This window comes from Pseudomonas sp. CAU 1711 (genome assembly GCF_039888625.1).
Taxonomy (GTDB): domain Bacteria; phylum Pseudomonadota; class Gammaproteobacteria; order Pseudomonadales; family Pseudomonadaceae; genus Aquipseudomonas.
The window spans coordinates 164,311-176,917 of record NZ_JBDQQT010000001.1 but is presented as its reverse complement, the minus strand read 5'-3'; the positions used below and the strand labels follow the sequence as shown (position 1 = coordinate 176,917).

The following is a 12,607-nucleotide window of genomic DNA, read 5'->3' as shown; positions in this document are numbered from 1 at the left end:
TGAGCCGCAAGCCGCAAGCCGCAAGCAGAGGCGCACATCGCTTTTACTTGAGGCTTGTAGCTTGCAACTTGTAGCTGCCCCCTGGGGGCTCTCATGTTGAACACCCTTCTTCCCATCCTGCTGTTCGTCGCCCTCGGCCTCGCCGTGCTGGGCGCCGTGAAGCGCTTCCTGATGTGGCGCCGCGGCCGCCCGGCGCGGGTCGACTGGCTCGGTGGACTGCTGGCCATGCCGCGCCGCTACCTGGTCGACCTACACCACGTGGTCGAGCGCGACAAGTACATGTCCAGGACCCACGTGGCCACCGCCGGCGGCTTCGTCCTGGCGGCGCTGCTGGCCATCCTGGTGCACGGCTTCGGCCTGCACAGCCGCATCCTCGGCTTCGCCCTGCTGGCCGCCACGGCGCTGATGTTCGGCGGCGCCCTGTTCGTCGCTTTACGCCGGCGCAATCCGCCGAGCCGGCTGTCGAAGGGGCCGTGGATGCGCCTGCCGAAGAGCCTGCTGATGTTCGCGGCGAGCTTCTTTATCGCCACCCTGCCGGTGGCCGGCGTGCTGCCGGAAGGCTTCGGCGGCTGGCTGCTCGCCGGCCTTCTGCTGCTGGGCATCGCCTGGGGCGTGTCCGAGCTGTTCCTCGGCATGACCTGGGGCGGGCCGATGAAGCACGCCTTCGCCGGCGCCCTGCATCTGGCCTGGCACCGCCGCGCCGAACGGTTCTCTAGCAAAGACGGGCGCGGCGGCCGCTCCACCGGCCTCAAGGCGCTGGACCTGGATGATCCCCAGGCGCCGTTGGGCGTGGAGAAACCCAGCGACTTCACCTGGAACCAGCTGCTCGGCTTCGACGCCTGCGTGCAGTGCGGCAAGTGCGAGGCGGCCTGCCCGGCCTTCGCCGCCGGCCAGCCGCTCAACCCGAAGAAGCTGATCCAGGACATGGTCATCGGCCTGGCCGGCGGCAACGATGCCCAGTTCGCCGGCTCTCCCTACCCCGGCATTCCGCTCGGCGAACACGGCGGCGGCCCGCACCTGCCGATCGTGGTGCAGGACGGCAAGGGGCTGGTGGAGGCCGACACCCTGTGGTCCTGCACCACCTGCCGCGCCTGCGTCGAGGAGTGCCCGATGATGATCGAGCACGTCGACGCCATCGTCGATATGCGCCGTCATCTCACGCTCGAGAAGGGCGCCACGCCGAACAAGGGCGCCGAAGTGCTGGACAACCTGATCGCCACCGACAACCCCGGCGGCTTCGCCCCCGGCGGGCGGCTGAACTGGGCGGCCGACCTCGACCTGCCATTGATGAGCGACAAGCAGCAGGCCGAGGTGCTGTTCTGGGTCGGCGACGGCGCCTTCGATATGCGCAATCAGCGCACCCTGCGCGCCTTCGTGAAGATCCTCAAGGCGGCCAGGGTGGACTTCGCCGTGCTCGGCCTGGAAGAGCGCGACAGCGGCGACCTGGCCCGCCGCCTGGGCGACGAGGCGACCTTCCAGAGCCTGGCCAAGCGCAATATCGCCACCCTGGCCCAGTACCGCTTCCAGCGCATCGTCAGCTGCGACCCGCACAGCTTCCATGTGCTGAAGAACGAGTACGGGGCCCTCGGCGGCCACTACCAGGTGCTGCACCACAGCACCTTCATCGACGAGCTGATGCAGAGCGGCGCGCTGAATCTCGGCCAGAGCAAGGCGAGCAGCGTGACCTACCACGACCCCTGCTACCTGGGCCGCTACAACGGCGAGTACCAGGCGCCACGCGCCGTGCTCAAGGCCATCGGCATCGAGGTTAGGGAGATGCAGCGCTCGGGCTTTCGCTCGCGCTGCTGCGGCGGTGGCGGCGGCGCGCCGATCACCGATATTCCCGGCCAGCAGCGCATCCCCGACATGCGCATGGCCGACATCAAGGAGACCGGCGCCGAACTGGTGGCGGTGGGCTGCCCGCAGTGCACCGCCATGCTCGAAGGCGTGGTGGCGCCGCGTCCGGAGATCAAGGACATCGCCGAGCTGGTGGCCGAGGTGCTGATCGAGGAAGCGGTGAACGTAAAAAAGCCGTCGGCGGCTAAGACTGCCGAGGAGGTGGCGTGATGACTCGAAGTCCGCATGCTTTCCTCCCCTCGCCCTCTGGGAGAGGGGCCGGGGGTGAGGGAAGCCTCAGGCCCCGCGCAATCACCTGCCACCCTCACCCCAGCCCTCTCCCGCAGGGAGAGGGCGTTGTCCGTGCAGCCCTGGAGACCATGCCATGAGCGACCTTATCCGCCGCGACCCGCGCGCCGAGTGGATCGCGCGCAACCGCCTGCACCCGCTGCACGCCGCCATGCAGACCCAGCAGCAGACCAGCTGGATGGGCCCCAACGGCCTGCTGCGCAAGAACCCCCATGCCATCGCCGCCGGTTTCGTCGGCCCGGCCGGGATCAAGCGCATCGACCGCAGCGGTGCACAGCAGGGCACGGGCGGCAAGCGCAGCAGCGCCAGCGCCGAAGTCCAGCTGCCATTGCATGTGATCGAGCGGCCGGCCTTCCATATCTGCGTGGTGCCGGACATGGTCGGCGGGCGCCTGACCAGCCACGACCGGGACCTGCTCGGCCTGGCCCGCAAGCTGGCCGGCGACGGCGGCGCGGTGGTCGCCGTGCTGTTCGGCGAGGACAAGGAGAACGCCTTCGACAGCGCCGGCGTCGATCGCCTGCTGCGCATCGACGGCGCCGAGTTCGACGGCTACGCCCCGGAGGCCCGCGTGCTGGCCCTCGGTGCGGTGGAGAGCCAATTGGCGCCACGCCACTGGCTGCTGCCCGACAGCCGCAGCGGTGGCGGCGAGCTGGGCCGGCGCCTGGCCGCCAAGCTCGGCGAACGCCCGGCCACGCGCGTCTGGCAGGTGGCCGGCGAGCAGACCACCGGCCGCGCCGGGGCGGGCCAGCAGGACATCCAGCGCGCCCTGCCGCGCCTGATTCTGGCCGCCGCCGAGTGCGCCGAGCCGGTCGGCGAGAGCCGTCACGAGGCCCGCCCACTGCAGCTGGACGCGAAGATCGCCCACAGCCTGCCGCGCATCGAGGATCTCGGCCCGGTGGCCGTGGACCCGGCGCAGATTCCCATGGCCGAGGCCGAGTTCATTCTCTCCGGCGGTAACGGGGTCAGGGACTGGCCGCTGTTCCACCGGGCCGCCAGCGTCCTCGGCGCCACCGAGGGCGCCTCGCGCGTGGCGGTGGACGACGGCCATATGCCGCGCGAGCGCCAGGTCGGCGCCACCGGCACCTGGGTCACCGCGCGGGTCTATCTGGCCGTGGGCATCTCCGGCGCCATCCAGCACCTGCAGGGCATCGGCGCCTGCGACAAGGTGGTGGCGATCAACCTGGACCCCGGCTGCGACATGATCAAGCGCGCCGACCTCGCGGTGGTCGGCGACTCCGCCGCCATCCTCGCCGCGCTGATCGAGCGGGTCAGCGCCTACCGTCAGGGAGGGGCACGCGATGCCGCATGACGCACTGAATATCGTCAGCCTGGTATCCACCGGCGCGCACCCCGGCTCCGGCCGCGCCCGCCGCGCCGAGCAGGACGCCCGCGCGGTGGAGCTGGGCCTGCGCCTGGCCGGCCCGCGCCTGCGCGTGGTGCATGCCGGCGATCCGCGCGAGGAGGCCCTGCGCGCCTACCTGGGCATGGGCCTGGACGAGCTGACCGTGCTCGCACAGGGCGCCCGGGACGACGCCCTGCCGCCGCTCGCCGACTTCCTGCGCAGCAGCGGCGCGCAGTTGGTGCTCACTGGCAGCCAGGCGGAAACCGGCGAAGGCTCCGGCATGCTGCCCTTTCTCCTGGCCGAGCGCCTGGGCTGGCCCCTGGTAGTCGGCCTGGCCGAGGTGGAGCGCGTCGACAACGGCGTGGCTCAGGTGCTGCAGGCCCTGCCCCGCGGCCAGCGGCGGCGCCTGAAAGTGCGCCTGCCGTTTCTCGCCAGCGTCGACAACGCCGCACCGGCCGCGCGGCAGAGCGCCTTCGGCCCGGCGCGGCGCGGACGCATCGACACCGATGAGGTGGCGCCCGTGGCCGACGAGCTGTTCGCCGAGGCCCAGCTGCAGCCGGCCCGCCCGCGCCCCAAGCGGCTCAAGGTGATCAAGGCCAAGACCGGCGCCGAGCGGATGAAGGCGGCCACGGCCAAGGCCGCCGGCGGAGGCGGCCAGGTGCTCAAGGAGGTATCGCCACAGGCCGGCGCCGAGGCTATCTTCAAGCTATTGCTCGAGGAAGGCGTGCTGCGCTGAGCGCGCCCCTCGCCCCATCACCGAACAGGGAACCGCGCCATGATGCATGCCGATCTGATCGACCAGGAAGACTTCCGCGAACGCCTGCTGGCGCTGGGCCTGAATATCCCCAGCGGCAGCAGCGCCGAACAGGCCTGCGCGCTGGCCGTCAGCGGCCTCGACGCGGAGCGGGCCAAGGCCCTGCGCCATCTGGTGGAGGAACTGCTGGGCAGCGGCGCTACCCTGCTGCCGGCCGTGCGCGAAGCGATTTCCCGCCAGTTGCTGCCGGCCCTGGCGCCACGCTAGCAGTACGCAGAGCCATGCAAAGGGGGCGCCGTGGCGCCCCCTTTGCTTAGCGGCAGACGCCGCTCAGAGGCGCACGCTGGCGTAGCTCGACTCGCCCTGGGCGCGGCTCAGCGCCAGCGACTGGGCGCCGTGCAGCTCGCCGGGAATCGGCAGCAGGGCCACCACGCTGGCGCCCTGCTGGCCGGCGCGCTCGTTGCTCGGCGGAATGCCGAAGTACTCGCGGTAGCACTTGGAGAAGTGCGGGGTGGAGACGAAGCCGCACACCGCCGCCACCTCGATGATCGACATGCTGGTCTGCTTGAGCAGCTGGCGCGCGCGGATCAGGCGCAGCTTCAGGTAGTAGCGCGACGGCGAGCAGTGCAGGTACTTCTGGAACAGGCGCTCGAGCTGGCGGCGCGAGACGTCGACGTAGCAGGCCAGCTCGTCGAGCTCGATCGGCTCCTCCAGGTTGGCCTCCATCAGCGCCACTATCTCCTGCAGCTTCGGCTGGTTGGTGCCCAGCACGTGCTTGAGCGGCACGCGCTGATGATCCTGCTCGTTGCGGATGCGCTCGCAGATGAACATCTCGGAAATCGCCGCCGCCAGTTCGCGGCCATGGGCGCGGGCGATCAGGTGCAGCATCATGTCCAGCGGCGCCGTGCCGCCGGTGGCGGTGTTGCGGTTGCGGTCGATGGAGAACAGGCGGGTGGTGAGGGCCGCGCGCGGAAAGGCTTCCTGCATCGACGCCAGGCACTCCCAGTGCACGCTGCAGTCGTAGCCGTCGAGCAGCCCGGCCTTGGCCAGCGCCCAGCTGCCGGTGCACACGGCGCCGAGCTGGCGCCCCAGGCGTGCCTGGCTCTGCAGCCAGAGCAGGTGCTCGCGGGTGACGCTGTGCTGGATATCGATGCCGCCGCAGACGATCACGGAATTCAGCGCCGGCGCGTTGCTCAGAGCGGAATCGGGGGTGATCTGCAGACCGTCGCTGGCGCAGACCGGGCCGCCGTCGCGGGTCAGGGTGTGCCAGCGGTAGAGCGTGCGCCCGGACAGCTGATTGGCCATGCGCAGCGGCTCAATCGCCGAAGCCAGGGAGATCAGAGTGAAGTTGTCCAGCAGCAGGAAGCCGATGGACTGGGGTTCGGTGGTCTGGGACTGCCCCACGGAATTGAGCTGCGACATCAGTGTAACCCTCACGCAAAACACGGTCTGGACTCTGATCGACGAGTCTTTCTTATGCTCCGGAGCCGTTCCCTCCGGATGGACAGGGATGACGAGGCAAAGGCCGTGCCTAACTTGATTGGCCATTCAATAAAAATAGAAAACCGCCCAGCCCGGCCATTCCCGGCGACTGCGCCGGCCACTGCCACGGCAGGCCCGGCGCCATCCTGAGGCCTTCGGTAGCACTTGCCCCGTCGACACAGGGCGGGCCGCTACACAGGGCCGGGGGCCGCGAGTAACACCTACCCATGCACCAGCGCAGAGCGGCGAGCGACGCTTATCGGGCACTCGCGGCGGCGACCGCCACGCGGGCTCCCTGCCACCCGCCGCGCCGGGCCTGCAGGCCCGGCGCCCAGCCCCATCATCGGGGCTCGGCCCGAGGCCAAATATCCAAAACCGACCCGCGCATATCCAAATCCGCCAGGCCTTCGCAGTATGCGACCTGCTGCATAGGCAAGCCCGGACACCCCCGGCATGATCGTCGCAGCCGCTTCTGCCCCCCAACTCGCATAGGACGCCTCCATGAAACTGCCCAAACGCCTGCTCCTGGCAGCAGCCCTGAGCGCCCCGCTGCTGACCCACGCCGCCGACCCCGCCAGGTGCGATGTGGTGCGCTTCGCGGATGTCGGCTGGAGCGACATCACCGTCACCACCGCCGTCACCCGCCAGGTGCTGACCGAGCTGGGCTACCGCACCCGGGTCAAGCGGCTGTCGGTGCCCGATACCTACAAGGCCCTGCAGGCGAAGCAGATCGATGTGTTCCTCGGCAACTGGATGCCGAGCATGGAGGGCGACATCCGCCCCTATCAGGAGAACGGCACGGTGGAGATCCTCGGCGCCAACCTGGAGGGCGCCAAGTACACCCTGGCGGTAAACCAGGAGGCCTTTGACGGCGGCCTGCGCAGCTTCGCCGACATCGCCAAGTTCAAGGACAAGCTGGGCGGCAAGATCCACGGCATCGAGCCGGGCAACGACGGCAACAAGCTGATCCAGCAGATGATCGACGACAACGCCTTCGCCCTCGGCGACTTCAAGCTGGTGGAGTCCAGCGAGTCGCGCATGCTCGCGCAGGTGCGCCTCGCCGCGCATCTCAAGCGCTGGGTGGTGTTCCTCGGCTGGGAGCCGCACCCAATGAACAATCAGGTCAAGCTGCGCTACCTGAGCGGCGGCGACCAGTATTTCGGCCCCAACTACGGCGGCGCCACCGTTTACACCAACATCCGCGCCGGCTATGCCAGCGAGTGCCCGAATGTCGCGCGGCTGCTGAAGAACCTGCGTTTCAGCCTGGCCATGGAGAACCACCTGATGGAGGCGATCCTCGACCAGAACACCAACCGCCGCCGCGAGGCCATCGCCTGGCTGAAGGCCAACCCCGAGACCCAGGCGCAATGGCTGCAGGGCGTGACCAGCCGCGACGGCGGCGCCCTGCCGCCCCTGCTGGCGCAGCAGCCCTGACCCCCTCCCGCGCATGGCGACCTGGAATGCCCCGTGCAGCGCGCCATGCGCCGCATGTCGTCACCCAGCAAGCCGAGGTCGCAAACCGACAATTCCTGAGAGCTGAAGGCTTTATCGTTGAGTCAGCCGATTTCGTCGCTGTCGCCGCCAGTGAGTGACGACAGACCGGGGCACACCACCCCGGACCGAAGCCAGACAAGCGCCTGACGCCACTTGCGCAGGCCCAACAAGAAAATTCGGATGTACGCGCCCGCAGGATGCGGGCGGCTGCCTAATGGATGAAGCTGCGTAACACTGCCAGCGGTTTGGATCGTGTCTTGCATTACCGCCCGCCTGCTCGGTTCATGGCCCGCCCCGTGCGGGCACGACGGAGGCCGGTGGTACGCAATGCGCACGGCGGCCAAGCCCAGGAACCATTTGACACCCAGGCCATACCTGCCTGCGGCCACCGCCGCCGAAACCCTCGGATGCAGTCGCGTCGGAGTGTTACCGCAAGGATGCCTAGCCAAGGGGAAATGACTCATGTTGTCTGGAAAAATCGTGGTGCAGAACCTCTACAAGGTTTTCGGTGAGCACCCGCAGCAAGCGATCGACCTGCTCAAGCAAGGCATGAGCAAGGAACAGATCCTCGCCGAGAAAGGCGCGGTGATCGGCGTCAGCGACGTGTCGTTCAGCGTCGAGGAAGGCGAGATCTTCGTCCTCATGGGCCTCTCCGGCTCGGGCAAGTCGACCCTGATCCGCCTGATCAACCGCCTGATCGAACCCAGCGCCGGCGATGTGTTCATCGACGGCCAGAACGTCGCCAAGCTGCCCCAGTCGCAACTCATCGAGCTGCGTCGGCGCGACATGAGCATGGTCTTCCAGTCCTTCGCCCTGATGCCCGCACGCAGCGTGCTGGACAACGCCTCCTTCGGCCTGGAAGTGGCCGGCATAGGCCGCAAGGAACGCGAACGGCGGGCCATGGAAGTGCTGGAACAGGTCGGCCTGGCCAGCTTCGCCCACAAGTACCCGCACGAACTGTCCGGCGGCATGCAGCAGCGCGTCGGCCTGGCCCGCGCGCTGGCGACCAACCCGTCGATGATGATCATGGACGAGGCCTTCTCCGCCCTCGACCCGCTCAAGCGCCGCGAGATGCAGGACGTGCTGCTGGAGCTGCAGAAGACCCACAGGCGCACCATCATCTTCGTCTCCCACGACATCGAGGAGGCGATCCGCATCGGCTCGCGCATCGGCATCATGGAGGGCGGCAAGCTGGTCCAGGTCGGCACTCCGCAGGAGCTGATCGACAACCCGGCCAACGACTACGTGCGCAACTTCTTCGACACCATAGACACCAGCCGCTACCTCACCGCCGGCCAGCTCAAGGCCGACAGCGTGCCGCTCTACGTGCACAACGGCCGCGCCCCGGACGCGCTGCAGGTGTGCCAGGAGCTGCAGGCGCAGGACAAGCACTACGCCTTCATCGTCGACGAGGAAAACCGCTTCCGCGGCTCCATCAGCCTGGAAAGGATCGCCCTGATAGTCGAGGAAGGCCTGCACAAGGAACTCAACCCCGAGCTGCTCAAGCAGATCGAGCCGGTCGCCGAAGACCTGCCGCTGGAACAGGTGATCGAACGCCTGGTGATCAACGAAGGGCCGATTCCGGTGGTCGACGGCGACGGCCGCTACGCCGGCGCCATCAGCAAGGGGCGCCTGCTTAGCCGCCTGCAGGGGGAATGACGATGAGCGAGAAACTGGATCTGGGCAGCTGGGTCAACGACGGCGTGCAATACCTGCTGGACAACTACAGCGGCGGTTTCGAGAGCATCGGCAACCTGGTCAACGGCTTCTCCGAGGCCATCGAGCAGCTGCTCATGCTGCCGCCGGCCTGGCTGCTGATCAGCCTGTTCGTCGGCCTCGGCCTGTGGCGCATCGGCTTCAAGTTCGCCGCCTTCACCGCGGTCTCCTTCATCCTCATCGTCCTCACCGGTTTCTGGGAGCAGACGGTGGTCACCCTCGGCCTGACCTTCTCCTCGACCCTGATCAGCCTGCTGCTGGGCATTCCCCTGGGCATCTGGGCGGCCCGCCAGGAGCGGGTGGCCTACGTGATCCGGCCGATCCTCGACTTCATGCAGACCATGCCGGCCTTCGTCTACCTGATCCCGGCGGCCATGCTGTTCGGCCTCGGCCGCGTGCCGGGCATCATCGCCACGGTGATCTTCGCCATGCCGCCGGCCGTGCGCCTGACCAACCTGGGCATCCGCATGGTCAACAAGGAGCTGGTCGAGGCCGGCCAGTCGTTCGGCTGCAACAGCCGCCAGCTGCTGTTCAAGGTGCAGCTGCCCAACGCCATGCCGTCGATCATGGCCGGGGTCAACCAGACCATCATGATGGCCCTGTCGATGGTGATCATCGCCTCGATGGTCGGCGCCGGCGGCCTGGGCAACGACGTGCTGGCCAGCATCCAGCGCCTGGACATCGGTCTCGGCTTCGAGAGCGGCATGGCCGTGGTGCTGCTGGCGATCATCCTCGACCGCATCACCGAGAGCTTCGGTACCCCGGCCACCCGCCGCAGCGGCAAGCAGTCGGGCCTGCTCGGCTGGTTCGGCAGCAAGCTGCAACGCCAATAACAACCACGATCCGTCCACCTTCAGGGAGTCGCAGATGAACAAGATCAAGAGCATCGCCGCCGTCGGGCTGCTGTCGTGCAGCCTGGCCCAGGGCGCCTGGGCGCAGGACCCACAGAGCTGCAAGCAGGTACGCTTCGCCGAGATCGGCTGGGCCGACATCTCCGCGACCACCGGGGTGGCCATGGTGCTGACCGAAGGCCTGGGCTACCAGCCGCGCAAGGTCATGGCCTCGGTGCCGATCGCCTTCACCGGGGTGAAGAACAAGCAGATCGACGTGTTCCTCGGCTACTGGGCGCCCTCCATGGACCCGGTGATCGAGCCCTTCACCAAGGACGGCGGGGTCAAGGTGCTGGACAAGCCCAACCTGGAGGGCGCCAAGTACACCCTGGCGGTGCCCACCTACGCGGCCGAGGCCGGCCTGAAGAGCTTCCAGGACATCGCCAAGTTCAAGGAGCAACTGGGCGGCAAGATCTACGGCATCGAGCCGGGTAACGACGGCAACCTGCTGATCGAGCAGATGATCAAAGGCAACCAGTTCGACCTCGGCGACTTCCGCATGATCGAGTCCAGCGAGGCCGGCATGCTAGTGCAGGTACAGCGTGCGGTGAAGAAGCAGGAGCCGGTGGTGTTCCTCGGCTGGGCACCGCACCCGATGAACACCCAGTTCGACCTGACCTACCTGGCCGGCGGCGACGAGGTGTTCGGCCCCGACTACGGCGCGGCCAAGGTCTACACCGTGGTGCCGCCGGACTACGAGGCGCGTTGCGCCAACGTCGGCAAGCTGCTGAACAACCTGCAGTTCAGCGTCGAGATCGAGAGCCAGCTGATGGACCGGGTCCTGCAGAAGGAAAACCCGACCACCGTGGCCAGGGACTGGATCAAGGCCAACCCGCAGATCCTCGACCAGTGGCTGGCCGGCGTGACCACCTTCGACGGCCAGGACGGCAGCGCCGCCGTGAAGATGTTCATCGGCCTCTGAGCCCACCCGGCCGCCGCCTCGCGGCGGCCCTCTCTTCCCCCTGTTCCGCCCCGGGCCGCCCACTGGACGGCCCGGTCGGACTCGCCATGGCCGCTTTCCCGCGAGGCGGCCATCCCCACAACCCATAAGAAAGAGCCCGCAACACGCCTGAACTGCCACTCAACCACCGGAGCACCAGAACATGCGCGTACTGAAAACTCTCTGCCTCGGCGCCGCCGCCCTGGCCCTCGGCATGGGCAGCGCCCTCGCCGCCGACAAACCCACCCTGAAGATCGGCTACGTCAACGGCTGGGACGACAGCGTCGCCGCCACCCACGTGGCCGGCGAGATCCTCCACAGCAAGCTCGGCTACCCGGTGCAGCTGCAGCCGGTCGAGCCGGCCATCATGTGGCAGGGCGTGGCCCGCGGCGACCTCGACGCCACCCTCTCCGCCTGGCTGCCGGCCACCCACGGCGAGTACTTCGCCAAGCTCAAGGACAAGGTGGTGGTGCTCGGCGCCAACTACGAAGGCGCCAAGATCGGCCTGATCGTGCCCGACTACGTGGAAGCCAAGACCATCGCCGACCTGGAGAAGTACGCCAAGGACTTCGACGGCAAGATCACCGGCATCGACGCCGGCGCCGGGGTGATGCGTCGCACCGAGGACGCCATCGAGAAATACCAGCTGAGCAGCATCCGCCTGATGGCTAGCTCCGGCCCGGCCATGGCCACCGCCCTGACCCGCGCCGAGAAGGAGCAGAAGCCGATCGTGGTCACCGGCTGGATCCCGCACTGGATGTTCGCCAAGTGGAAGCTGCGCTTCCTCGAAGACCCGCAGAAGGTCTACGGCGACGACGAGCACGTCGACACCGTGGTCAACCCGGGCCTGCAGAGCAAGGCCGCCGACGCCACCGCCTTCCTCAAGAACTTCTCCTGGAACGGCGAGGAAGTCGGCGCCGTGATGCTGGCCATCCGCGAAGGCGCCAAGCCCGAGCAGGCGGCCAAGGACTGGGTCGCCAACAACCCCGAGCGGGTAGCCGGCTGGCTGCAGTAACCGCGCCGTGCAGGCAGGCGGTACGGGCCGGCCCCGTATCGCACTGCCGCGGCGCCCGCATGGCGCGGACCGGTAAGTCATCTCCACCCGCGACGCGCCCGGTTGCCGGCATCTTCGGGCGCCCCCTAGACTAGGCCCATCCTAGTCCCCCCGCGCCGGAGAGATCGATGCCCAAGGTCGGAATGCAGCCGATCCGCCGCTCGCAACTGATTGCCGCCACCCTCAAGGCCATCGACCAGGTCGGCATGGGCGAGGCGAGCATCGCCCACATCGCCCGCCTCGCCGGGGTCTCCAACGGCATCATCAGCCACTATTTCCAGGACAAGAACAGCCTGCTCGAGGCCACCATGCGCCACCTGATGCAGGCGCTGAGCAATGCCGTGCGCCAGCGCCGCGCGGCGCTGCAGGACGCCAGCCCGCGCGCCCACCTGCGCGCCATCATCGATGGCAACTTCGACGACAGCCAGGTCAGCGGCCCGGCGATGAAGACCTGGCTGGCGTTCTGGGCCGCCAGCATGCACCAGCCCTCCCTGCGCCGCCTGCAGAAGATCAACGACCACCGCCTGTACTCCAACCTGTGCTGCGAGTTCCGCCGCGTGCTGGAGCAGACCGAAGCGCGCAGCGCGGCCCGCGGCCTGGCCGCGCTGATCGACGGCCTGTGGCTGCGCGGCGCGCTGTCCGGCACCACCTTCGATATCCAGCAGGCGCTGAACATCGCCTACGACTACCTCGATGTGCAGCTGGCCAAGGGCGACGCCGCGCCCCCGCTGAGCCGCGATGTCGCGGACGGCTTGCCCCCTGTCGTTTTTGTTGATTGATCGTCCAATAA

The 12,607-nt window shown here is 68.3% G+C and carries 11 protein-coding genes; 10 read left to right on the top strand and 1 reads right to left on the bottom strand.

The window, feature by feature from the left end; all coding sequences use genetic code 11:
- The first annotated feature begins 93 nt into the window (after positions 1–93).
- From dgcB to AAFN46_RS00735, 4 genes are all read left to right on the top strand, one after another.
- The gene (dgcB, locus tag AAFN46_RS00750; protein WP_347806772.1) at positions 94–2,067 is read left to right on the top strand and encodes a dimethylglycine demethylation protein DgcB; all 1,974 of its coding nucleotides are present in this window, start codon (positions 94–96) and stop codon (positions 2,065–2,067) included.
- A 154-nt stretch (positions 2,068–2,221) separates the two neighbouring features.
- A complete protein-coding gene (locus AAFN46_RS00745) occupies positions 2,222–3,454 on the top strand; it encodes an electron transfer flavoprotein subunit alpha/FixB family protein (protein WP_347806771.1) in 1,233 nt (410 codons plus the stop codon).
- Positions 3,444–4,223 carry an electron transfer flavoprotein subunit beta gene (locus tag AAFN46_RS00740; protein WP_347806770.1) on the top strand — a complete coding sequence of 260 codons (780 nt, stop codon included), beginning with the start codon at positions 3,444–3,446 and terminating at the stop codon, positions 4,221–4,223. Before AAFN46_RS00745 ends, AAFN46_RS00740 begins: the two co-directional genes overlap by 11 nt.
- 39 nt (positions 4,224–4,262) lie before the next feature.
- Positions 4,263–4,508 carry a hypothetical protein gene (locus tag AAFN46_RS00735; RefSeq protein WP_347806769.1) on the top strand — a complete coding sequence of 82 codons (246 nt, stop codon included), beginning with the start codon at positions 4,263–4,265 and terminating at the stop codon, positions 4,506–4,508.
- Between the two features lie 63 nt (positions 4,509–4,571).
- On the opposite strand, the gene AAFN46_RS00730 is transcribed toward AAFN46_RS00735, so the two are convergent.
- On the bottom strand, positions 4,572–5,663 hold the full coding sequence (locus AAFN46_RS00730; RefSeq protein ID WP_347806768.1) for a GlxA family transcriptional regulator: 1,092 nt from the start codon (positions 5,661–5,663) through the stop codon (positions 4,572–4,574).
- Positions 5,664–6,224: 561 nt separating this feature from the next.
- On the opposite strand from AAFN46_RS00730, the gene AAFN46_RS00725 reads away from it, so the two are divergent.
- From AAFN46_RS00725 to betI, 6 genes are all read left to right on the top strand, one after another.
- Positions 6,225–7,157 (top strand): choline ABC transporter substrate-binding protein, encoded by a 933-nt coding sequence (locus AAFN46_RS00725; protein ID WP_347806767.1) that lies wholly within the window; start codon positions 6,225–6,227, stop codon positions 7,155–7,157.
- 522 nt (positions 7,158–7,679) lie between these two features.
- Positions 7,680–8,876: a glycine betaine/L-proline ABC transporter ATP-binding protein gene (locus AAFN46_RS00720; RefSeq protein WP_347806766.1), complete on the top strand. Its 1,197-nt coding sequence runs from the start codon at positions 7,680–7,682 to the stop codon at positions 8,874–8,876.
- A 2-nt stretch (positions 8,877–8,878) separates the two neighbouring features.
- The gene (locus tag AAFN46_RS00715; protein ID WP_347806765.1) at positions 8,879–9,766 is read left to right on the top strand and encodes a proline/glycine betaine ABC transporter permease; all 888 of its coding nucleotides are present in this window, start codon (positions 8,879–8,881) and stop codon (positions 9,764–9,766) included.
- 34 nt (positions 9,767–9,800) lie between these two features.
- Positions 9,801–10,745 (top strand): choline ABC transporter substrate-binding protein, encoded by a 945-nt coding sequence (locus tag AAFN46_RS00710; protein ID WP_347806764.1) that lies wholly within the window; start codon positions 9,801–9,803, stop codon positions 10,743–10,745.
- A gap of 181 nt (positions 10,746–10,926) precedes the next feature.
- Positions 10,927–11,778, top strand: a complete 852-nt coding sequence (locus AAFN46_RS00705) for a glycine betaine ABC transporter substrate-binding protein (RefSeq protein WP_347806763.1) — start codon at positions 10,927–10,929, stop codon at positions 11,776–11,778.
- Positions 11,779–11,945: 167 nt separating this feature from the next.
- Positions 11,946–12,596: a transcriptional regulator BetI gene (gene betI, locus AAFN46_RS00700; RefSeq protein WP_347806762.1), complete on the top strand. Its 651-nt coding sequence runs from the start codon at positions 11,946–11,948 to the stop codon at positions 12,594–12,596.
- Positions 12,597–12,607: the final 11 nt, after the last annotated feature.